Origin of the sequence: Staphylococcus warneri, assembly GCF_900636385.1 — a bacterium.
Taxonomy (GTDB): domain Bacteria; phylum Bacillota; class Bacilli; order Staphylococcales; family Staphylococcaceae; genus Staphylococcus; species Staphylococcus warneri.
Genome location: NZ_LR134269.1, coordinates 1 through 24,235 on the forward strand (window position 1 = coordinate 1; position 24,235 = coordinate 24,235).

General features: G+C 35.0%; 18 protein-coding genes, 2 tRNA genes, 1 riboswitch and 1 other annotated feature. Of the genes, 19 read left to right on the forward strand and 1 reads right to left on the reverse strand.

Features of this window, described 5'->3' with window-relative positions; translation table 11 throughout:
* From dnaA to gyrA, 6 genes are all read left to right on the forward strand, one after another.
* Positions 1 to 1,365 (forward strand): chromosomal replication initiator protein DnaA, encoded by a 1,365-nt coding sequence (gene dnaA, locus EL082_RS00005; RefSeq protein WP_049416585.1) that lies wholly within the window; start codon positions 1 to 3, stop codon positions 1,363 to 1,365.
* Positions 1,366 to 1,686: 321 nt separating this feature from the next.
* Entirely contained in the window at positions 1,687 to 2,820 is a 1,134-nt protein-coding gene (gene dnaN / locus EL082_RS00010; protein ID WP_080983269.1) for a DNA polymerase III subunit beta, read from the forward strand.
* A 332-nt stretch (positions 2,821 to 3,152) separates the two neighbouring features.
* A complete protein-coding gene (gene yaaA, locus EL082_RS00015; protein ID WP_015364547.1) occupies positions 3,153 to 3,398 on the forward strand; it encodes a S4 domain-containing protein YaaA in 246 nt (81 codons plus the stop codon).
* Positions 3,395 to 4,510, forward strand: coding sequence for a DNA replication/repair protein RecF (gene recF / locus EL082_RS00020; protein ID WP_103286100.1), 1,116 nt, complete (start codon positions 3,395 to 3,397; stop codon positions 4,508 to 4,510). The genes yaaA and recF overlap by 4 nt, the downstream gene beginning before the upstream one ends.
* Before the next feature lie 9 nt (positions 4,511 to 4,519).
* On the forward strand, positions 4,520 to 6,454 hold the full coding sequence (gene gyrB / locus EL082_RS00025; protein WP_023374457.1) for a DNA topoisomerase (ATP-hydrolyzing) subunit B: 1,935 nt from the start codon (positions 4,520 to 4,522) through the stop codon (positions 6,452 to 6,454).
* 36 nt (positions 6,455 to 6,490) lie between these two features.
* Positions 6,491 to 9,169: a DNA gyrase subunit A gene (gyrA, locus tag EL082_RS00030; protein WP_103286099.1), complete on the forward strand. Its 2,679-nt coding sequence runs from the start codon at positions 6,491 to 6,493 to the stop codon at positions 9,167 to 9,169.
* Between the two features lie 111 nt (positions 9,170 to 9,280).
* Here the strand turns inward: gyrA and EL082_RS00035 are convergent, their stop codons facing one another.
* Positions 9,281 to 10,093 (reverse strand): NAD(P)H-hydrate dehydratase, encoded by an 813-nt coding sequence (locus tag EL082_RS00035; RefSeq protein ID WP_047210591.1) that lies wholly within the window; start codon positions 10,091 to 10,093, stop codon positions 9,281 to 9,283.
* 333 nt (positions 10,094 to 10,426) lie between these two features.
* On the opposite strand from EL082_RS00035, the gene hutH reads away from it, so the two are divergent.
* The 13 genes from hutH (at position 10,427) to yycF (ending at position 24,232) form a co-directional block, all read left to right on the forward strand.
* Positions 10,427 to 11,926 (forward strand): histidine ammonia-lyase, encoded by a 1,500-nt coding sequence (hutH, locus tag EL082_RS00040; protein WP_103286098.1) that lies wholly within the window; start codon positions 10,427 to 10,429, stop codon positions 11,924 to 11,926.
* 83 nt (positions 11,927 to 12,009) lie between these two features.
* Positions 12,010 to 12,225 (forward strand) — a binding site (T-box leader).
* Between the two features lie 83 nt (positions 12,226 to 12,308).
* The gene (gene serS, locus EL082_RS00045) at positions 12,309 to 13,595 is read left to right on the forward strand and encodes a serine--tRNA ligase (RefSeq protein ID WP_002466417.1); all 1,287 of its coding nucleotides are present in this window, start codon (positions 12,309 to 12,311) and stop codon (positions 13,593 to 13,595) included.
* A gap of 330 nt (positions 13,596 to 13,925) precedes the next feature.
* Positions 13,926 to 14,618: an AzlC family ABC transporter permease gene (locus tag EL082_RS00050; RefSeq protein ID WP_015364550.1), complete on the forward strand. Its 693-nt coding sequence runs from the start codon at positions 13,926 to 13,928 to the stop codon at positions 14,616 to 14,618.
* The gene (locus tag EL082_RS00055; protein WP_103286097.1) at positions 14,615 to 14,944 is read left to right on the forward strand and encodes an AzlD domain-containing protein; all 330 of its coding nucleotides are present in this window, start codon (positions 14,615 to 14,617) and stop codon (positions 14,942 to 14,944) included. Before EL082_RS00050 ends, EL082_RS00055 begins: the two co-directional genes overlap by 4 nt.
* Positions 14,945 to 15,046: 102 nt before the next feature.
* Positions 15,047 to 15,152, forward strand: a riboswitch (SAM riboswitch).
* 65 nt (positions 15,153 to 15,217) lie between these two features.
* Positions 15,218 to 16,183, forward strand: a complete 966-nt coding sequence (metX, locus tag EL082_RS00060; RefSeq protein ID WP_002466415.1) for a homoserine O-acetyltransferase MetX — start codon at positions 15,218 to 15,220, stop codon at positions 16,181 to 16,183.
* 137 nt (positions 16,184 to 16,320) lie between these two features.
* Positions 16,321 to 17,259, forward strand: a complete 939-nt coding sequence (locus tag EL082_RS00065) for a YybS family protein (RefSeq protein WP_103286128.1) — start codon at positions 16,321 to 16,323, stop codon at positions 17,257 to 17,259.
* A 14-nt stretch (positions 17,260 to 17,273) separates the two neighbouring features.
* Complete coding sequence (locus EL082_RS00070; RefSeq protein WP_103286096.1) at positions 17,274 to 19,241, forward strand: DHH family phosphoesterase; 1,968 nt, start codon at positions 17,274 to 17,276, stop codon at positions 19,239 to 19,241.
* The gene (rplI, locus tag EL082_RS00075; RefSeq protein ID WP_002466410.1) at positions 19,238 to 19,684 is read left to right on the forward strand and encodes a 50S ribosomal protein L9; all 447 of its coding nucleotides are present in this window, start codon (positions 19,238 to 19,240) and stop codon (positions 19,682 to 19,684) included. The genes EL082_RS00070 and rplI overlap by 4 nt, the downstream gene beginning before the upstream one ends.
* 31 nt (positions 19,685 to 19,715) lie before the next feature.
* Positions 19,716 to 21,116 (forward strand): replicative DNA helicase, encoded by a 1,401-nt coding sequence (dnaB, locus tag EL082_RS00080; RefSeq protein WP_002451563.1) that lies wholly within the window; start codon positions 19,716 to 19,718, stop codon positions 21,114 to 21,116.
* A gap of 285 nt (positions 21,117 to 21,401) precedes the next feature.
* Positions 21,402 to 22,685, forward strand: a complete 1,284-nt coding sequence (locus EL082_RS00085; protein ID WP_002451564.1) for an adenylosuccinate synthase — start codon at positions 21,402 to 21,404, stop codon at positions 22,683 to 22,685.
* Between the two features lie 220 nt (positions 22,686 to 22,905).
* Positions 22,906 to 22,980: transfer RNA gene (locus EL082_RS00090), tRNA-Glu, on the forward strand.
* Positions 22,981 to 22,987: 7 nt separating this feature from the next.
* Positions 22,988 to 23,060: transfer RNA gene (locus EL082_RS00095), tRNA-Asp, on the forward strand.
* Positions 23,061 to 23,530: 470 nt separating this feature from the next.
* The gene (yycF, locus tag EL082_RS00100; RefSeq protein WP_002451565.1) at positions 23,531 to 24,232 is read left to right on the forward strand and encodes a response regulator YycF; all 702 of its coding nucleotides are present in this window, start codon (positions 23,531 to 23,533) and stop codon (positions 24,230 to 24,232) included.
* Positions 24,233 to 24,235: the final 3 nt, after the last annotated feature.

Here is a 24,235-nt window from a genome sequence, read left to right on the forward strand (position 1 = left end):
ATGTCTGAAAAAGAAATTTGGGAAAAAGTATTAGACCTCGCCAAAGAACGAATTTCAAAAATTAGTTTTGATACTTTCGTAAAAGATACGCAACTCTATTCACTCCAAAATGATAAAGCCATCGTATTAGTCAGTGAATCTTTCAATGCGAATTGGCTCAATCAAAAATATAGTGAGATTATGCAAAGCATCATATATGAAGTGATCGGTTATGAAGTCGAACCTCGTTTTATAACTGAAGAAGAACTGTCAAAATATATGAACGCCGATCAAAAACAACCTGAAGAACCTGCAGCTCAAGAAACTAAACAACATCAAAATGTCGATAACCCAGGTGGTATTGAACAATTTAATACACACAATACGTTTGACACATTTGTAATCGGACCAGGCAACCGTTTTCCACATGCTGCGAGTTTAGCAGTAGCAGAAGCACCAGCCGAAGCATACAATCCATTATTTATTTATGGTGGAGTTGGATTAGGAAAGACTCATCTAATGCATGCCATTGGACATCATGTTTTGAGTAATAATCCTAATGCTAATGTGATTTATACATCTAGTGAAAAGTTTACAAACGAATTTATTAAGTCAATTCGTGATAACCAAGGTGATGCTTTTAGAGAGAAATACCGTAATATCGACGTTTTACTAATCGATGATATACAGTTCATTCAAAATAAGGAGCAAACACAAGAGGAATTCTTCCATACTTTCAATGAATTGCATAACAATAATAAACAAATTGTTATTTCTAGTGACCGTCCACCAAAAGAGATCTCAAAATTATCAGATCGACTTCGTTCTCGCTTTGAATGGGGCTTAATTGTGGATATTACACCACCAGATTATGAAACAAGAATGGCTATTCTACAGAAAAAGATTGAAGAAGAGAATTTAGATATACCAATGGAATCTTTAAACTACATTGCTAATCAAATTCAATCCAATATTCGTGAACTTGAAGGTGCTTTAACACGTTTACTAGCATATTCACAATTACAAGGTAAACCTATCACGACTGAATTAGCTGCGGAAGCTTTAAAAGATATTATACAAGCACCTAAATCTAAAAAGATTACCATTCAAGATATACAAAAAGTCGTTGGACAATACTATAACGTTCGCATAGAGGACTTTAGTGCCAAAAAGCGTACGAAATCTATTGCCTATCCACGACAAATAGCGATGTATCTTTCACGTGAACTTACAGATTTTTCATTACCTAAGATTGGTGAAGAGTTTGGTGGGCGTGATCATACAACCGTGATTCATGCTCACGAAAAAATTGTAAATGATATTAAAGCAGATCCTACATTTAAACAAGAAGTGGAAAATTTAGAAAAAGAAATTAGAAACCAATAGTTGGGAAATAATTTAAAAACTTGAGCTGTTATAGTACAGTTCGAATTGAAGATTAAAATTGATTATAAAAGGGAATAATTACATCGAAAAAACATTCATCATTTTGTTGGCGTTGTATGATTCTAAAAAAATAATCAAGTTGTGGATTGTGGACAATGTTGAAAAGGTGTACACAATATACACACTTTATCCACATGTGTATAACTTTGCTATGTCAGACTTATTGTCACTTATCCACTAATTCACAGGCCCTACTACTATTACTATGAATTTAAAACCTATATAATTATATATAAACGACTGGAAGGAGTTTAAATTTTAATGATGGAATTCACTATTAAAAGAGATTATTTTATTAATCAACTAAACGATACATTAAAAGCTATTTCACCTAGAACAACTTTACCAATTCTTACTGGTATTAAAATTGACGCTAAAGATAATGAAGTCATTTTGACTGGATCAGATTCTGAGATCTCAATTGAAATCTCAATACCAAAACAAATAGATGGTGAAGATATTGTTGATATTTCAGAAACAGGATCAGTTGTACTTCCTGGTCGTTTCTTCGTTGATATTATTAAAAAATTACCAGGTAAAGATGTTAAATTATCTACTAATGAGCAATTCCAAACACTCATTACATCTGGTCATTCTGAATTCAACTTAAGTGGTTTAGATCCAGATCAATATCCACTATTACCAGAAGTATCAAGAGATGACGCTATTCAATTATCTGTAAAAGTACTAAAAAATATCATTGCACAAACTAATTTTGCAGTGTCCACCTCAGAAACACGCCCAGTATTAACTGGTGTGAATTGGCTTATACAAGATAATGAATTAATATGCACAGCAACTGACTCACACCGCTTGGCTGTAAGAAAGTTAAAATTAGAAGATACATCTGAAAATAAAAATGTCATCATTCCTGGTAAAGCTTTATCTGAATTAAATAAAATTATGAGCGATAGTGATGAAGATATTGATATTTTCTTCGCATCTAACCAAGTATTATTTAGAGTAGGTCATGTTAATTTCATTTCTCGTTTATTAGAAGGTCATTATCCAGATACAACGCGTTTATTCCCTGAAAACTATGAAATCAAATTAGGAATTAACAATGGTGAGTTTTACCATGCGATTGATCGTGCATCATTATTAGCTAGAGAAGGCGGTAATAATGTCATCAAATTAAGCACTGGTAATGAAGTTGTTGAACTATCATCAACGTCTCCAGAAATTGGTACTGTAAAAGAAGAAGTGACAGCAACTGATGTAGAAGGTGGCAATCTTAAAATTTCGTTCAACTCAAAATATATGATGGATGCATTAAAAGCGATTGATAATGACGAAGTCGAAGTCGAATTCTTTGGTACGATGAAACCATTCATCTTAAAACCTAAAGACGATGACTCAGTCACTCAATTGATCTTACCAATCCGTACTTACTAATCAATATTTAAAAGCGAAAATAAATAATAGCTGAGACACGATTAAATGTCTCAGCTATTTTTAATTTAAAATTCATTTTAAAGTGTGTGAGCCTTTCTTTAAGCGTAAGAAAATATTTTTAGGAGGAATTTTTATCGATTTATAGAAAAATGAGCTAATATACCCTTTAAAATTAAAATGACGTTAATACATAACTAAAAAAAGTAATGGAAACAGCCATTAAATTTAAAATAGAGACATTATCACAATAAGTAAACGTTTACATTCTTTGTTTCACATGAAATTTGAGCGCAAAACAGGTATAATATATTAATGACATAAAAAGAAATGGAGTGATGAATTTGATTCAAGAAGTTGTTGTAGAAGGTGACATTACTTTAGGTCAATTTCTGAAAACAGAAGGTATCATTGAATCAGGTGGCCAAGCAAAATGGTTCCTACAAGATTTCGAGGTTTTAATTAATGGTCAACGTGAAGTTAGACGTGGCAAAAAATTAGAACATCATGATCGAATTGATATACCTGAATTACCTGAAGATACGGGTGCTTTTTTAATCATTCACCAAGGTGAACAATGAAACTAAATACACTCCAATTGGAAAACTATCGTAACTATGAACAGGTTACAATCGATTGTCATCCTGAAGTGAATATTCTCATAGGTGAGAATGCACAAGGAAAGACGAATCTCCTTGAATCAATTTACACTTTAGCTTTGGCAAAAAGCCATAGAACTTCTAATGACAAGGAACTCATACGTTTTGATTCTGAGTATGCTAAAATAGAAGGTGAGCTAAATTATAGACATGGCACAATGCCACTGACGATGTTCATTACTAAAAGAGGTAAGCAAGTGAAGGTCAACCACTTAGAGCAAAGTAGACTAACACAATATATCGGGCATCTAAATGTGGTTCTTTTTGCGCCGGAAGATTTGAATATCGTCAAAGGATCACCTCTAATACGCCGTCGTTTTATAGACATGGAATTAGGACAAATATCAGCAGTCTATTTAAGCGATCTTTCTCAATATCAACGTATTTTAAAACAAAAGAACAATTACCTAAAGCAACTACAAATTGGTAATAAGACTGACACAACTATGTTGGAAGTCTTAAATCAACAATTTGCTGAATATGCGTTAAAGGTGACGTTGCGTCGTGAACATTTTATTAAAGAACTAGAACAATTAGCTCAACCCATTCATGCAGGTATTACGAATGAGCGTGAACAATTGGCGCTTAAATATTTACCAAGTTTGAAATTAAGTCATCAGGACCAAACGGAATCAGAAATGTTAGAAGAGATTCTGACATTACTTAATGACAATCTTCAAAGAGAGAAAGATCGTGGTGTGTGTCTTTTTGGACCACATCGTGACGATTTAGGTTTTAATGTTAACGGCATGGATGCGCAAACGTATGGTTCACAAGGTCAACAGAGAACAACCGCATTGTCAATTAAATTAGCTGAAATTGAACTAATGAATATAGAAGTTGGAGAATATCCAATTTTATTACTAGATGATGTGTTGAGTGAATTAGATGACTCACGTCAAACGCACTTATTGAGTACAATTCAACATAAAGTACAGACATTTGTAACTACGACATCCGTAGACGGTATTGATCATGAAATCATGAATAATGCTAAGTTATACCGTATAAATCAAGGTGAAATTATAAAGTAACAGAAAGTGATGGTGAATACATTGTCAGATGTAAACAACACAGATAATTATGGTGCTGGGCAGATACAAGTATTAGAAGGACTAGAAGCGGTCCGTAAACGACCTGGTATGTATATCGGTTCAACTTCAGAAAGAGGCTTGCACCATTTAGTATGGGAAATTGTTGATAATAGTATTGACGAAGCATTAGCAGGCTATGCTGATGAAATTAACGTAACAATTGAAAAAGATAATTGGATTAAAGTTACTGACAATGGTCGTGGTATCCCAGTAGATATTCAAGAAAAAATGGGACGTCCAGCAGTTGAGGTTATTTTAACTGTACTTCATGCCGGAGGTAAATTCGGTGGTGGCGGATACAAAGTATCAGGTGGTCTACATGGTGTAGGTTCATCCGTTGTTAATGCCCTATCAGAGGATTTAGAAGTATACGTACATCGTAACGATACGATTTATCACCAAGCCTATAAAAAAGGTGTACCTCAATTTGATTTAAAAGAAATTGGTAGCACAGATAAAACAGGTACAGCAATTCGTTTTAAAGCGGATAGTAGTATCTTTACTGAAACAACTGTTTACAACTATGAAACATTACAACAACGTATTCGTGAGTTAGCATTCTTGAACAAAGGTATTCAAATCACTTTAACGGATGAGCGAGACGAAGATGATATCAGACAAGACTCTTATCACTATGAGGGTGGGATTAAGTCTTATGTAGAAATGTTGAATGAAAATAAAGAACCTATCCATGGCGAACCTATTTACATTCACCAATCTAAAGATGATATCGAAGTTGAAATTGCGATCCAATATAATAAAGGCTATTCAACGAATTTATTAACATATGCCAACAATATCCACACGTATGAAGGTGGTACGCATGAAGATGGCTTTAAACGTGCGTTAACACGTGTATTAAATAGTTATGGTATGAATAGTAAAATTATCAAAGAAGATAAAGATAGACTTTCAGGTGAAGACACACGTGAAGGTTTAACAGCTATTATTTCTATCAAACATGGTGATCCTCAATTCGAAGGTCAAACGAAAACAAAATTAGGAAACTCTGAAGTGCGACAAGTTGTAGATAAATTATTCTCTGAGCACTTTGAACGTTTCTTATATGAAAATCCTAGTGTTGGTAGAATTATTGTTGAAAAAGGTATTATGGCATCTCGTGCACGTGTTGCTGCAAAGAAAGCACGTGAAGTGACACGTCGTAAATCAGCATTAGAGATTTCAAGTTTACCTGGTAAACTTGCTGACTGCTCTAGTAAAAACCCTGAAGAAAGTGAAATTTTCTTAGTCGAAGGGGACTCTGCCGGTGGGTCTACTAAATCAGGCCGTGACTCAAGCACACAGGCGATTTTACCATTGAGAGGTAAGATTCTTAATGTTGAAAAAGCACGTCTAGATCGTATTTTAAATAACAATGAAATTCGTTCTATGATTACAGCATTTGGTACGGGTATCGGTGGAGAATTTGATATTAGTAAAGCACGTTATCATAAAATTGTAATTATGACAGATGCTGATGTTGATGGTGCCCATATCAGAACATTGTTATTAACATTCTTCTATCGTTTTATGAGACCGTTAATTGAAGCGGGATACGTTTATATTGCACAACCACCGTTATACAAATTAACGCAAGGTAAGCAAAAATATTACGTCTTCAACGATAGAGAACTAGATAAATTAAAAGCAGAATTAAATCCAACACCTAAATGGTCTATTGCCCGTTATAAAGGTCTTGGTGAAATGAATGCCGACCAATTATGGGAAACTACGATGAATCCAGAACATCGTTCAATGTTACAAGTAACATTAGAAGATGCAATTGATGCCGACCAAACATTTGAAATGTTAATGGGTGACATTGTTGAAAACCGTAGACAATTTATTGAAGATAACGCAGTCTATGCCAACCTAGATTTCTAAGCACTATGAACTGAACTTTTGAAGGAGGATCTCTTGATGGCTGAATTACCTCAATCAAGAATTAATGAACGAAATATAACCAATGAAATGCGCGAATCATTCCTAGACTATGCAATGAGTGTTATCGTTTCTCGTGCATTACCAGACGTCAGAGATGGATTAAAACCAGTACATCGTCGTATACTGTACGGATTAAACGAACAAGGTATGACTCCAGACAAGCCATATAAAAAATCCGCACGTATCGTTGGGGATGTTATGGGTAAATATCACCCACATGGTGACTCATCTATTTACGAGGCTATGGTAAGAATGGCACAAGAATTCAGTTATCGTTATCCACTTGTGGATGGACAAGGTAACTTTGGTTCCATGGATGGTGATGGCGCAGCTGCCATGCGTTATACCGAAGCACGTATGACTAAAATTACTCTAGAATTACTACGTGATATTAATAAAGATACAATTGATTTTATTGATAACTATGATGGTAACGAAAGAGAGCCGTCAGTCTTACCTGCACGTTTCCCTAACTTATTAGTCAATGGTGCGGCAGGTATCGCCGTAGGTATGGCGACTAATATACCACCTCATAATTTGACAGAGGTGATTGATGGCGTACTTAGTTTAAGTAAGAACCCAGACATCTCAATCAGTGAATTAATGGAAGATATTCAAGGTCCAGATTTTCCAACTGCTGGTCTTATCTTAGGTAAAAGTGGTATTAGACGTGCTTATGAAACAGGTAGAGGTTCTATACAAATGCGCTCACGTGCTGAAATTGAAGAACGTGGTGGCGGACGTCAACGTATTGTTGTTACAGAAATTCCATTCCAAGTTAACAAGGCACGAATGATCGAAAAAATTGCTGAACTTGTACGTGATAAAAAAATTGATGGTATTACTGACTTACGTGACGAAACAAGTTTACGTACAGGTGTAAGAGTTGTTATTGATATTCGTAAGGATGCTAACGCAAGTGTTATCTTAAATAACTTATATAAACAAACACCGTTACAAACATCATTTGGTGTGAATATGATTGCCTTAGTCAATGGCAGACCTAAGTTGATTAATCTTAAAGAAGCATTAGTCCATTACTTAGAACATCAAAAAACGGTTGTACGTAGACGTACAGAATATAATTTAAGAAAAGCAAAAGACCGTGCTCATATCTTAGAAGGTTTAAGAATTGCACTTGATCATATTGATGAAATTATTAGTACGATTCGTGAATCTGAAACAGATAAAGTGGCAATGGAGAGCTTACAAGAACGCTTCAAATTATCTGAAAGACAAGCACAAGCTATCTTAGATATGCGTTTAAGACGTTTAACTGGTTTAGAAAGAGACAAAATTGAATCAGAATATAACGAATTATTAGCTTATATTGATGAATTAGAAGCGATTTTAGCGGATGAAGAAGTATTACTACAATTAGTTCGTGACGAATTAACAGAAATTAAAGAACGTTATGGTGACGAACGTCGTACAGAAATTCAACTTGGCGGATTAGATGATTTAGAAGATGAAGATTTAATTCCAGAAGAACAAATTGTAATTACATTAAGTCATAACAATTATATTAAACGTCTTCCAGTATCTACATATCGTGCCCAAAACCGTGGTGGTCGTGGTGTACAAGGTATGAATACATTAGAAGAAGACTTTGTGAGTCAATTAGTAACTTTAAGTACTCACGACAATGTCTTATTCTTTACGAATAAAGGTCGCGTATACAAACTTAAAGGTTACGAAGTACCAGAATTATCTCGTCAATCCAAAGGTATCCCAATTGTTAATGCGATTGAACTTGAAAATGATGAAAGTATTAGCACAATGATTGCTGTTAAAAACCTTGAAAGTGAAGACGATTACCTAGTATTTGCAACACGTAAAGGTATCGTTAAACGATCATCATTAAGTAACTTCTCTCGTATTAATAAGAACGGTAAAATTGCGATTAACTTTAAAGAAGATGATGAGTTAATTGCAGTTAGACTAACAGATGGTGAAGAAGATATCCTTATTGGTACTGCACATGCTTCATTGATTAGATTCTCTGAAAAAGCATTACGTCCACTTGGCCGTACAGCAGCAGGTGTGAAAGGTATCACATTACGTGAAGGTGATGAAGTAGTCGGTTTAGATGTCGCACATGCGAATAGTGAAGATGAAGTATTAGTTGTTACTGAAAATGGATACGGTAAACGTACACCAGTTGCTGATTACCGATTATCAAATCGTGGCGGTAAAGGTATTAAGACGGCAACAATTACAGAACGTAATGGTAATATCGTGTGTATTACAACTGTTACAGGTGAAGAAGACTTAATGGTTGTAACGAATGCAGGTGTGATTATACGTCTAGATGTACATGACATCTCACAAAATGGTCGTTCTGCACAAGGTGTTCGACTTATGCGTTTAGGTGATGACCAATTTGTTTCAACAGTAGCTAAAGTAAAACAAGAAGATGACGCTGATGAAGCAGAATCAGATATTGAAAGTGATAATGCTCAAGGTGAGTCTAGTAACGAAGAAGTTATCGAAGGTGGCGCACCAGGCAAAGCGATTCAAACTGAAGTTACTGATGAAGAACAAGGTTCAGAAGACACTCAAGATGGTGATGAACGAATCGAAGTAAGACAAGACTTTATGGATCGTGTAAATGAAGATATCAAAAACGATTCAGAAGATAATGAAGATGAATAAACCATAATATAAAGTAGAAAATAAGACTCCCCTATCATCAGGGGAGTCTTATTTTTATGTAATAAAAAGGGATATGGCGACTGTTAAATGTGACCATATTCCCTATATAAGCTATTCTTCTAATTGTTTCATTGCGAATGGAATTTCATTGATTAAACGTGATGGTGGTACGACATACATTGTTTCAGAAAGCTTTTCTCCGATATAACTATGTGTATATGTGGCACTCATCACCGCTTCTTTTATACTGTCAAATTGGCCTACGAAGCTAGTAATCATTCCTGCTAAAGTATCTCCCATACCACCAGTTGCCATAGCTGGGCTACCGATAGATAGTTTATAATCTTCATTTCTAAAGTAAATCTCAGTACCATGTTTTTTTAGAACAACTGTCGCGCCAATACGATCAACCGCTTCACGATTACGCTCATAAGTTTGTTCTTCAATTGGGATACCACTTAAACGTTCCCACTCTTTTTGATGTGGCGTAAAAATTACTCGACATGAAGGTAGTTGAGGTTTAAGTTTACTAAAAATAGTAATAGCATCACCGTCTACTATTAAATTCTGATGAGGTTGGATGTTTTGTAATAGGAAAGTAATGGCATTATTTCCTTTAAAGTCTACACCAAGTCCAGGTCCAATTAAGATACTGTCTGTCATTTCAATCATTTTAGTAAGCATCTTTGTATCGTTAATATCGATAACCATTGCTTCCGGGCATCGAGAATGTAATGCAGCATGATTAGTTGGGTGTGTTGCTACAGTAATTAAACCACTACCACTAAATACACATGCACGTGCTGCTAACATGATTGCACCACCTAAATTAGCAGATCCACCAATTAATAGGATTTTACCGTAATCACCTTTATGAGACTCTTCTTTTCTTTTAGGAATATTAATAGTATCTAAAGTTTCCATCTACCTAAACCTCCTTTTACCGGATTATCTATTTCTATTATACAAACCGGTTTATGTTCATTGATTCATTTGATATTGAATATAAGTCACAACGATGTGTGTGCTTTTAAATACAATAAAAAATACTATACCTGTAATACACTTTCGTCAATAGAAATTTAAGAAATGTAACGATATATATACCAAGTATAACAATGACAATATTTTAGTGTATTAAATAATTAAATTGTTAATGTATTATAAAAATTGTAAAAAGTATTGTTTATATAAAAATGAAAACGTATACTTTTTGATAATGGAAGTTTTAATTCTACATAAAGGGGAGCTGTTTCTATGACTTTATTTTTAAATGGAGAAGCTTTAACGATTGAAGATATTAAACAATTATTACACCAAGATTTAAAAATTGAAATCACAGAGGAAGCATTAGAAAGAGTTAAAAAAAGTAGAAGTGTAGTAGAAAGAATTATTAATGATAAAGAAACCATTTATGGGATCACTACAGGGTTTGGTTTATTTAGTGATGTGCGTATTGATTCGACTCAATATAATGACTTACAAGTTAATTTAATACGTTCACACGCTTGTGGGATGGGTGAGCCATTTTCTGAAGAGGTATCACTCGTGATGATGATTTTACGTCTTAATACATTATTAAAAGGAAATTCAGGAGTAACGTTAGAATTGGTCGATCAGCTCAAATATTTCATTAATGAGCGTATTATTCCTGTCATTCCTCAACAAGGTTCACTCGGTGCCTCAGGTGATTTAGCACCATTATCTCATTTAGCTTTAGCACTTATTGGTGAAGGACTTGTTTACTTTAAAAATGAAGAAGTTGATAGTCGTTATGTCTTAAATGAATTAGGAAGAGCACCATTACATCTACAAGCTAAAGAAGGATTAGCATTAATTAATGGTACACAGGCTATGACTGCTCAAGGGGTTATTAATTATATTGAAGCGGAAGACCTAGGTTACCAAGCAGAGTGGATTGCGGCGCTCACGCATCAAGCGTTAAATGGTATTGTTGATGCTTATGATCATAGAGTACATGCAGTTAGAAATAGTCAAGAACAAGTAGATGTCGCGGCACGTATGCGTGATTGGTTAGCAGACTCGAAGTTAACAACAAGACAAGCTGAGATTCGTGTTCAAGATGCGTATTCTTTACGTTGTATTCCACAAATTCATGGCGCTAGTTATCAAGTGTTTAACTACGTAAAAGAAAAGTTAGAGTTTGAAATGAATGCTTCAAATGATAATCCACTTATCTTTGATGAAGACGGTGAAACAATAGTTATATCTGGTGGTAACTTCCATGGACAACCTATCGCCTTTGCGCTTGATCATTTGAAGTTAGGTGTCAGTGAATTAGCGAATGTTTCAGAACGACGTGTGGAACGACTAGTGAATCCGCAATTGAATAACGGTCTACCTGCATTCTTAAGTCCTGAACCTGGTTTACAAAGTGGCGCGATGATTATGCAATATGCGGCTGCGAGCCTAGTTTCTGAGAATAAAACACTTGCACATCCAGCGAGTGTAGATTCTATACCATCTTCAGCTAACCAAGAAGATCATGTATCTATGGGAACGATTGCTTCAAGACATGGTTATCAAATGATTGAAAATGCACGACGAGTTATTGCGATTGAATGTATTATTGCGTTACAAGCAGTTGAGTTAAAAGGTGTCAATCAACTATCACCTAAAACACGAGACAAATATGACGAATTTAGAAACATTGTGCCATCTATCAAACAGGATAGACAATTCCATAAGGACATAGAAGCCGTAGCACAGTACTTAAAGGATAGTGCATATCATTAATACATTCATAAAATGAAAATGATTGAATTTTAAAATAACTTGAAAATTACAAAAAACTTTGCTATATTGTGAGTAAGTTAATAAAACATTGTTCGTAGGCCAAGTAGTATTATTGATGGATTTCAGAGAGCTTGTGGTTAGTGAGAACAAGTAATCCACTTTAATGTGAATCTACCTACATTTAGTGAGCAATCGGCGAATAACCGTTATTATAGTTAAGTGCAAACGAAGTTACATTTCATTGAGATGTTTGCTTTGTTTGTTAAATAGGGTGGCAACGCGTAGACCACGTCCCTTGTCGGGGCGTGGTCTTTTTGTATGCTTTTATATACATAGTTGGCATGCTAAATATATATTTTTTATGGGAAAGGATGAAGGTTTCATGTTAGATATTAAACTTTTTAGAACAGAGCCAGACAAAGTTAAGAGCAAAATTGAATTAAGAGGAGACGACCCTAAAGTAGTCGATGAGGTATTAGAATTAGATGAAAAGCGTCGTACATTAATAAGCAAGACAGAAGAGATGAAAGCGAAACGTAATAAAGTAAGTGAAGAAATCGCTCAGAAAAAACGTAATAAAGAAAATGCTGATGATGTTATCGCTGAAATGCGTCAATTAGGTGATGACATTAAAGAATATGATACACAATTAAATGAAATTGATAATAAAATGTCAGATATTCTATGTCGTATTCCAAACCTTATCAATGATGATGTACCACAAGGTGCTTCAGATGAAGAAAATATCGAAGTTAAAAAATGGGGTACACCACGTGAATTTGATTTCGAAGCGAAAGCACACTGGGATATCGTAGAAGATCTTAAAATGGCTGACTTCGATCGTGCCGCTAAAATTTCTGGTGCACGTTTCGTTTATCTAACTAGAGACGGTGCACAATTAGAACGTGCATTAATGAACTACATGATTACTAAACATACAACACAACATGGTTACACTGAAATGATGGTACCTCAATTAGTTAACGCTGATACAATGTATGGTACTGGTCAATTACCTAAATTCGAAGAAGATTTATTTAAAGTAGAAAAAGAAGGACTATATACAATTCCAACTGCTGAAGTACCTTTAACAAACTTCTATCGTGATGAAATCATCCAACCAGGTGTCTTACCTGAAAAATTCACTGGACAATCTGCATGTTTCCGTAGTGAAGCGGGTTCAGCTGGTAGAGATACAAGAGGTTTAATTCGTTTACACCAATTCGACAAAGTTGAAATGGTACGCTTTGAAAAACCTGAAGATTCTTGGGATGCTTTAGAAGAAATGACTACAAACGCTGAAGCAATCTTAGAAGAATTAGGATTACCATATCGTCGTGTTATCTTATGTACTGGAGACATTGGTTTCAGTGCTAGTAAAACATACGACTTAGAAGTATGGTTACCTAGCTATAACGACTACAAAGAAATCAGTTCATGTTCAAACTGTACTGACTTCCAAGCACGACGTGCCAATATCCGTTTCAAACGTGATAATGCAGCTAAACCTGAATTAGCGCATACGTTAAACGGTAGTGGTTTAGCTGTAGGTCGTACATTCGCAGCAATTGTTGAGAACTACCAAAATGAAGATGGTACTGTAACTATCCCTGAAGCCTTAGTACCATTCATGGGTGGTAAAACTCATATTCAAAAGCCAACTAAATAATTTAGATTGTTAGCGAATGACTAGCTACACAATGCGCGGTAATGAAGAGCCATCATTGCCGCGTATTTTTTTTATGCCAATAACCTAAAGTAAGAGGGTAGGGGAGGGACATTAAGTAAAATTCAGACGCAAAATAGTGTGGGTAATCTAACTATTTATAGAAAATTCTGTCATATTTAAAATGTTGTGATGACGGCATTTTAAAAGTGAGGTTTGTCTGACATCACACACACCGACGTCTAAAGTGATTGCCGTTTTCATCATTGTATATTAGACTTGAGTTTATTATTTAAACGTAAATGCGTTTGTAACTAGAAAGGGGGAGACAAGATGACCCATCTCACATTTAGACAAGGTGTTAAAGAATGCATTCCAACATTATTAGGGTATGCAGGTGTTGGTATTTCATTTGGCATCGTTGCTGCATCTCAAAAGTTTAGTTTATTAGAAATTATATTACTTTGTTTGATTATTTATGCTGGTGCGGCGCAATTTATTATATGTGCGTTAGTCATAGCTGGAACACCCATAACAGCGATAGTGTTAACAACATTTATTGTTAATTCACGTATGTTTTTATTAAGTATGACTTTAGCACCCAATTTTAAGTCTTATGGTTTATGGAATCGAATTGGACTTGGTTCTTTAGTAACCGATGAAACGTTTGGTGTAGCCATCACGCCTTATTTAAAAGGTGAGCCAATTAACGATCGTTGGTTGCATGGTTTAAACATCACAGCATATTTGTTTTGGACCTTTTCTTGTGTAGTTGGTGCTGTATTTGGCAAATATATTTCGAATCCAGAGATGTTAGGATTAGATTTTGCGATTACAGCTATGTTTGTATTTTTAGGAATTGCTCAATTTGAATCTGTTAAAAAGTCTAAGATCAACATCTATCTTGTGCTTATTCTATGTGTCATTGTGATGATGTTAACGTTAAGCTTTGTTATGCCCTCGTATGTAGCGATTATAATATCTGCGGTTGTCGCATCTACATTAGGGGTGGTGATGGACAGATGATGACAGATCAACATATGTTAATCATTATTATTCTATGTGGTATTGTTACGATTTTAGTCAGAGTGATTCCATTTATGATGATTTCACGAGTAAATCTACCAGATGTTTTTATTCAATGGTTATCCTTTATACCTATCACACTTTTTACAGCACTTGTCTTGGACGGTATTATTCAACAACATGAAGGTAGTGTAGGCTATACACTCAATGTGCCATTCATTATTGCATTAATACCAACTGTATTATTAGCCATATATACGAGAAGTCTAACTTGGACCATTTTAGGCGGTATTGCATTTATCGCTCTATTGAGATTCTTTCTATAGAAATCAAGGTCTACATATTGAATTTCGTGATAGAGTTAGTTAAAATTTAAGTAGTTAGAAAATTTAGATAATTAATGTATTTATTCAAAACTTAATCATAAAATCTTATTCAGAGAAGTTGAGGGACTTGGCCCATAGACGCTTCAGCAACCGGCTATAAAGAATACGAGTACGGTGCTAAAACCAACGAGCACTCGAATGATAAGTACTGAACCGCTTCTTACTTCTCATAGAGTAAGAAGCTTTTTTATTTAAAGGAGGATGGATTCATATATGTCGAATTATACAGTTGATACATTAGAATTAGGCCAATTCACGACAGAGTCTGGAGAAACGATACAAAACTTAAAATTAAAATATGAACATGTAGGTTATCCTGGACAACCATTAGCATTAGTTTGCCATGCATTAACTGGCAATCATCTTACATATGGTACAGATGAACATCCAGGTTGGTGGCGTGAAATTATTGATGGTGGTTATATGCCTATCAATGATTATCAATTTTTAACATTCAACGTCATAGGGAGTCCATTTGGTTCAAGTTCAAAGCATAATGATCCACATTTTCCAGATCATTTAACATTAAGAGATATCGTACGTGCACTTGAGAAGGGGATAGAAGCACTAGGGTTTAATAAAATAGATATTTTAATCGGTGGGAGTTTAGGTGGTATGCAAGCACTAGAATTACTTTATAATCGACGATTCCAAGTAGATAAAGCGGTTATACTTGCTGCTACAGATAAAACCTCATCGTACAGTTGTGCCTTTAATGAGATTGCTAGACAAGCGATTCATATCGGAGGTAAAGAAGGTTTAAGTATTGCTCGACAATTAGGATTTTTAACCTATCGATCTTCTAAAAGTTATGATCAACGCTTCACACCTGAAGAGGTAGTTAGTTATCAACAACATCAAGGGAACAAGTTCAAAGAATCCTTTGATTTATCATGTTATTTAACACTGCTGGACGTCTTAGATAGTCATAATATTGATAGAGGCAGAGATGATGTTGATGAGGTGTTTAAATCATTAGACACAAAGGTATTAACGATGGGATTCATAGATGATTTGTTATATCCAGATGATCAAGTATTAGCGGCAGGACAACGTTTTAAATATCATCGACACTTTTTTGTACCAGATAATGTGGGGCACGATGGTTTCTTACTTAACTTTGAAGATTGGGCACCTAATTTATATCACTTTTTAAATGCGAAACATATTCGACGATAATGACTATTTTTATAATCATAAAATAAGTTGTATTTCACTCTAAAGTACTGCTGGAATTGACCGACATAAATACCAGTAGTACTTTATTGTTTATTTTTTTCAAAGAGGTTAAAATGGTAATTATAGTCAAAAAAAGTATGGGAGTGGCGTGTGTGTTTTCAAAAATACAACCTAAAGCAACTATGATAGGCACATTAGCACTAGTGATAGTCGCTTTAGTAACACATGTATTACCTATTCTCGGCTTAATTTTATGTTTATTTGCAACAATCCCAGGTGTCGTATTATGGAACAAATCTATTCAGTCATTTGGAATTAGTGCCTTAGTAACAGTTATAATTACAACATTATTAGGTAATACATTCGTCTTAAGTATGATGGTTTTAGTGATTTTAACGAGTTTAATCATTGGACAATTACTTAAGGAAAGAGCAACAAAAGAAAGAATTTTATATGTAACAACGGTATCTCTAAGTTTAATGACATTGATAGGATTCATGTTATTACAAGTATTTGAAAAAATCCCAAGAGCAGCCGCATTAGTTAACCCAGTTAAAGAAACCGTTCATAACATGTTATTAACAAGTGGAGCAGATGCTGATTACAGACAGATGCTTGAAGAAAGTATCCGCCAAATGACGGTCCAACTCCCTAGTTATCTCATTATTATCGTTTTTCTTTTCGTTTTAATTAATCTGATCATAACATTTCCAATCTTGCGCAAATTCAAAGTAGCTACGCCAATATTCAAACCACTATTCGCTTGGCAAATGAATCGTACGCTATTAACAATCTATATTATTGATTTACTTTGTGTCATGTTTGCAACCCAACCAAGTACGTTCCAGAGTATCGTATTAAACTTTGAAGTTGTGTTATCATTAGTGATGTACATTCAAGGGATGAGCGTGATACATTTCTTCGGAAAAGCGAAGCGACTACCGAATGTAGTAACTATCATATTAATGGTTATAGGGACATTATTAACACCAATGACTCATATTGTAGGGTTATTAGGTGTCATCGATTTATGTATCAATTTAAAACAACTAATGAACAATAATAATAAAAAGTGATGAGAGGTGGAAGAATGAACCGTCAATCCACTAAAAAAGCTTTGCTCATACCATTTATCATAATGGTACTGACTGCTATAGCATTAGTCATCGTTTGGTTTATATTTAACCAAATCGTGGCAGGTATAGCTGCAGGTATACTACTAGTAATGATTATTGCTAGTGGATTCTTGCTAAGACAAGCTTTTATGAAAATGGACAGTTATGTGGATGGTTTAAGTGGTCATATTACAACAAGTAGTAATAAGGCGATTAAACACTTACCGATCGGGATGATTGTGTTAGATGAGAACGACCATATTGAATGGGTTAACCAATTTATGTCTGAACATTTAACAACTAATGTTATTTCAGAATCGGTAAACGAAATATTTCCTAATATCTTAAAGCAATTGGAGAAAGTTCAAGAAGTAGAAATTGAACATGAAAATTATCATTATAGAGTACGTTATTCAAGCAATGAACATTGCTTATACTTCTTCGATATTACAGATGAAGTACAAACGAACCAACTATATGAAGATTCAAAACCCATTATTGCAACATTATTCTTAGATAACTACGATGAAATCACGCAAAACATGAACGATACACAGCGTTCTGAAATTAACTCAATGGTTACACGTGTAATTAGTCGTTGGGCATCAGAATATAATATTTATTTCAAACGTTATAATTCAGACCAATTCGTAGCCTATTTAAATCAAAAGATTTTAGCAGAAATCGAAGATTCAAATTTCAACATTTTAAGTCAATTACGTGAGAAAAGTGTTGGTTACCGAGCACAATTGACATTAAGTATTGGTGTCGGTGAAGGTACTGAGAATCTTATCGACTTAGGTGAATTATCGCAATCAGGTCTAGACTTAGCGCTAGGTCGTGGTGGCGACCAAGTTGCAATTAAAAACATGAACGGCAACGTACGCTTCTATGGTGGTAAGACTGACCCGATGGAAAAACGTACACGTGTAAGAGCGCGTGTTATCTCACACGCATTAAAAGATATCTTAACTGAAGGCGATAAAGTCATCGTGATGGGACATAAACGACCTGACTTAGATGCCATTGGTGCAGCCATTGGTGTGTCTAGATTCGCATTAATGAATAATCTAGAAGCATATGTTGTCTTAAATGAATCTGATATCGATCCAACATTGCGTCGTGTCATGGATGAAATTGATAAGAAACCAGAACTTAAAGAACGATTTATTACATCAGACGATGCATGGGATATGATGACATCGAAAACAACGGTTGTTGTCGTTGATACGCATAAACCAGAAATGGTTCTAGATGAAAATGTCTTAAATAAAGCAAATCGTAAGGTAGTGATTGACCACCATAGACGTGGTGAAAGCTTTATCTCCAATCCATTACTGGTTTATATGGAACCTTATGCAAGTTCAACAGCAGAACTTGTCACAGAGTTGCTAGAATATCAACCAACTGAACAGCGTTTAACACGTCTTGAATCTACTGTTATGTATGCAGGTATTATTGTTGATACAAGAAACTTCACATTACGTACGGGTTCAAGAACGTTCGATGCCGCAAGTTATTTACGAGCACATGGTGCCGATACTATTCTTACACAACACTTCTTAAAAGATGATTTGGATACGTACATTAACCGTTCTGAATTAATTAGAACAGTCGAAGTACAAGATAACGGTGTTGCGATTGCACATGGCTCAGACGATAAAATTTATCATCCTGTTACAGTTGCACAAGCAGCCGATGAGTTGTTAAGTTTAGAAGGTATAGAAGCTTCATATGTCGTTGCCAAACGTGAAGATAACCTAGTCGGTATCTCAGCCCGTTCATTAGGCTCAGTTAATGTTCAATTAACAATGGAAGCCCTTGGTGGCGGGGGTCACTTGACGAATGCAGCGACACAATTAAAAGGTGTCTCAGTCGAAGATGCCATTGTACAATTACAACAAGCAATAACAGAACAAATGAGTAGGAGTGAAGACGCATGAAAGTAATTTTCACACAAGATGTTAAAGGTAAAGGTAAAAAAGGCGAAGTTAAAGACGTACCAGTAGGTTATGCAAATAACTTCTTATTAAAAAATAATTATGCTGTAGAAGCAACACCTGGTAACTTAAAACAATTAGAACAACAAAATAAACGTGCTGAAGCAGACAGACAACAAGAAATTGATGATGCAAAAGCATTAAAAGAAAAATTAGCTAACATCGAAGTTGAAGTATCTGCTAAAACAGGTGAAGGCGGTAAATTATTTGGTTCAGTAAGTACGAAACAAATTGCCCAAGCCCTTAAAGATCAACATGACATTAAATTAGATAAACGTAAAATGGATTTACCACAAGGTATCCACACACTAGGTTATACAAACGTACCTGTTAAATTAGATAAAGAAGTTGAAGGTACTATTCGTGTGCATACAGTAGAACAATAAAGATGGATTGAAAATAGAGGTGTAATCAATAATGGATAGTATGTACGAGCAAAATCAAATGCCACATAGCAATGAAGCCGAACAATCTGTCTTAGGTGCCATTATTATTGATCCGGAATTAATTAATACAACTCAGGAAGTGTTACTTCCTGAGTCATTTTATAGAGGCGCCCATCAACATATTTTCCGTGCGATGATGCACTTAAATGAAGATAATAAAGAAATTGATGTAGTGACGTTAATGGATCAATTAACGACTGAAGGAAGCTTGAGTGAAGCGGGTGGCCCGCAATATCTTGCAGAATTATCTACCAATGTCCCTACAACAAGAAACGTTCAATATTATACTGATATCGTATTTAAACATGCACTTAAACGTAAACTGATTCAGACTGCAGATAGTATCGCCAATGACGGATACAATGATGAGTTAGAATTAGATACGATTTTGAGCGATGCAGAGCGACGTATTTTAGAACTATCATCTACACGTGAGAGTGATGGTTTTAAAGATATTCGAGATGTATTAGGACAAGTGTATGAAACTGCTGAGGAACTCGATCAAAATAGTGGTCAAACACCTGGTATTCCAACAGGTTATAGAGATTTAGACCAAATGACAGCAGGTTTTAACCGAAACGACTTAATCATTTTAGCTGCACGACCATCTGTTGGTAAGACTGCCTTCGCACTTAATATTGCCCAAAAGGTAGCAACACATGAAGATTTATATACAGTAGGTATCTTCTCTCTTGAGATGGGTGCAGACCAATTAGCAACACGTATGATATGTAGTTCAGGTAACGTTGACTCAAACCGATTAAGAACCGGTACAATGACCGAAGAGGATTGGAACCGATTCACGATTGCAGTTGGTAAACTATCTCGAACAAAAATATTTATTGATGATACGCCAGGTATTCGAATCAATGATTTACGTTCTAAATGTCGTCGACTTAAACAAGAGCATGGTTTAGATATGATTGTGATTGACTATCTACAATTAATTCAAGGTAGTGGTTCACGTTTCTCAGATAACCGTCAACAAGAAGTATCTGAAATTTCACGTACGCTAAAAGCTATTGCACGTGAGCTAGAATGCCCTGTTATCGCACTGAGTCAGTTATCTCGTGGTGTTGAACAACGTCAAGATAAACGTCCGATGATGAGTGACATCCGTGAATCAGGGTCTATCGAGCAAGATGCTGATATTGTTGCCTTCTTATATCGTGATGATTATTATAATCGTGGCGAAGATGAGGATGACGATGATGATTCAAGCTTTGAGCCACAAACTAATGATGATAACGGTGAAATTGAAATTATCATCGCTAAGCAACGTAACGGCCCGACAGGTACCGTGAAATTACACTTCATGAAACAATACAACAAATTTACTGATATAGATTATGCTCATGCAGAAATGTCATAAAATATTTTAAATATAAAAACCGTACAACAAATAACTTTACAGTTTTATTGTACGGTTTTTGTTTTGTATAAAGGCATTTAAAAATCACTAAGTATGTGTCTTGAATTTTTGAATAAATATGTTGAATACCGTCATGATAGCTTTTATATACTTTTTGACTTTCATTATAAAGAAAAATAGATGAATTTGATTGTATGAAATCAATGTTCGATTTTTATTTGCATTATAGTATCTATATTGGTAAAATACTTCATGGTTAAATGAGAAAAATTTGGAGGTGCTCTTATGTCATCAATCGTAGTAGTTGGGACACAATGGGGAGACGAAGGTAAAGGTAAAATTACAGATTTCTTAGCAGAACAAGCAGACGTGATTGCACGTTTTTCAGGTGGTAATAATGCAGGACATACCATCCAATTTGGTGGAGAAACATATAAATTACATTTAGTACCATCAGGTATCTTCTATAAAGACAAATTAGCAGTTATTGGTAATGGTGTGGTAGTTGATCCAGTTGCATTACTTAAAGAATTAGACGGTTTAAATGAACGTGGTATTTCAACAGATAACTTACGTATTTCTAACCGTGCTCAAGTGATTTTACCTTATCATATTGCACAAGACGAGTATGAAGAGCGTCTTCGCGGTGATAATAAAATCGGTACAACTAAAAAAGGTATCGGCCCAGCATACGTAGATAAAGCACAACGAATTGGTATCCGTATGGGAGACTTAGTCGAAAAAGAAACATTCGAAAGACTATTAAAACAAAATATTGAACATAAAAATGCATATTTCAAAGGTATGTTTAACGAAACATGTCCAAGCTTTGATGATATATTTGAAGAATATTATGCTGCAGGTCAACGTTTAAGAGAATTTGTTACAGATACACCTAAAATCTTAGACGACGCAATTGTTGCAGATGAAAAAGTACTATTCGAAGGTGCCCAAGGTGTGATGTTAGACATCGACCACGGTACATATCCATTCGTCACTTCAAGTAACCCAGTAGCAGGTAACGTTACTGTAGGTACTGGTGTAGGTCCAACATACGTATCAAAAGTCATTGGTGTATGTAAAGCTTATACATCACGTGTTGGTGATGGTCCATTCCCTACAGAATTATTTGATGAAGATGGTCATCACATTAGAGAAGTTGGTCGTGAATACGGTACAACAACTGGTCGTCCACGTCGTGTAGGTTGGTTCGACTCAGTAGTATTACGTCATTCACGCCGTGTAAGTGGTATTACAGACTTATCAATCAACTCAATTGATGTGTTAACTGGCTTAGATACAGTTAAAATCTGTACAGCATATGAATTAGATGGTAAAGAAATTACTGAATATCCAGCTAACCTAGATCAATTACAACGTTGTAAACCAATCTTCGAAGAATTACCTGGTTGGACAGAAGATATTACAGGTTGCCGTACTTTAGAAGAGCTTCCTGAAAATGCACGCAAATATTTAGAACGTATTTCTGAATTATGTGGCGTACGTATTTCAATCTTCTCAGTAGGTCCAGATCGTGAGCAAACTAACTTATTAGAAAAATTATGGTAATTAATACCGATAAGCCGTTAAATGATATAACAATTATTTAACGGCTTTTTTTTATATTTAATATGATGATAAAAATGCTTGAATATACTACAAAATAACTAATCAATTGTTCTTTATTATTACTGTCTCAGGCCTAATTAAAAATAATGTTAAAATTATGTAAAAAATATCTTGTCATTCAAATATTGGCTGTGCTATAATCTATCTTGTGCTTAAGAACGGCTCCTTGGTCAAGCGGTTAAGACACCGCCCTTTCACGGCGGTAACACGGGTTCGAGTCCCGTAGGAGTCACCATTTTTTAGGTCTCGTAGTGTAGCGGTTAACACGCCTGCCTGTCACGCAGGAGATCGCGGGTTCGATTCCCGTCGAGACCGTATTGCCTACCCAAGAGGGTAGGCATTTTTTTATGTCCTTTTATTATCAATGAAAGTAATGCCACTTTATTTAATGATTGTTCCCCATTTTACAAGTCGATGACATTTGGCAATCGAAACTTAACATTTCCCTAATTATCGTAAGAAGCAAATGAAAAACATTGAATTAATCGGTTTTATACTAAATTTTAATATTACAAAATTATGAAATTAATATCTTTTGAATTCTTAGCTTACTGAAAGCATTCAACTTATTTTGTGATATAGAATTTTGGTGGTAAACTTATATATAATATTATTCTATAATTTTTTATACAAAAATAGAATTAACCGTTCATAAATGGTAAATTAGATAGTAGTAACTGTGTTTAAAAAGCACATGCTTTTGAGCTTCGTGAAAGGTCTCAAGCGATACGAATTAAGATAAGACGAACGGTAGAATTATACTTTGAGAAATGAGGTTTATATATATGGCTAGAAAAGTTGTGGTAGTCGACGATGAAAAACCAATTGCTGATATTTTAGAATTTAATCTTAAAAAAGAAGGATACGATGTATTCTGCGCGTACGATGGTAACGACGCTGTAGATTTAATATATGAGGAAGAACCAGACATCGTATTATTAGACATTATGTTACCTGGTAGAGACGGTATGGAAGTATGCCGTGAAGTACGTAAAAAATTCGAAATGCCTATCATCATGTTAACTGCGAAAGATTCTGAAATTGATAAAGTTTTAGGATTAGAATTAGGTGCAGATGACTATGTGACGAAACCATTTAGTACACGCGAATTAATTGCACGTGTAAAAGCAAACTTACGTCGTCATTATTCTCAACCAGCGCAAGAAGTCAATGACGCAACAAATGAAATTTCTATTAAAGATATCGTCATTTATCCAGATGCGTATTCAATTAAAAAACGTGGTGATGACATCGAGTTAACACACCGTGAATTTGAGTTGTTCCATTATCTTTCTAAACATATGGGCCAAGTAATGACACGTGAACATTTATTACAAACTGTGTGGGGTTATGATTACTTTGGAGATGTACGTACAGTAGACGTAACGATTCGCCGTTTACGTGAAAAAATCGAAGACGATCCATCACACCCAGAATACATTGTGACACGTAGAGGCGTTGGATACTTCCTCCAACAACATGATTAGAGG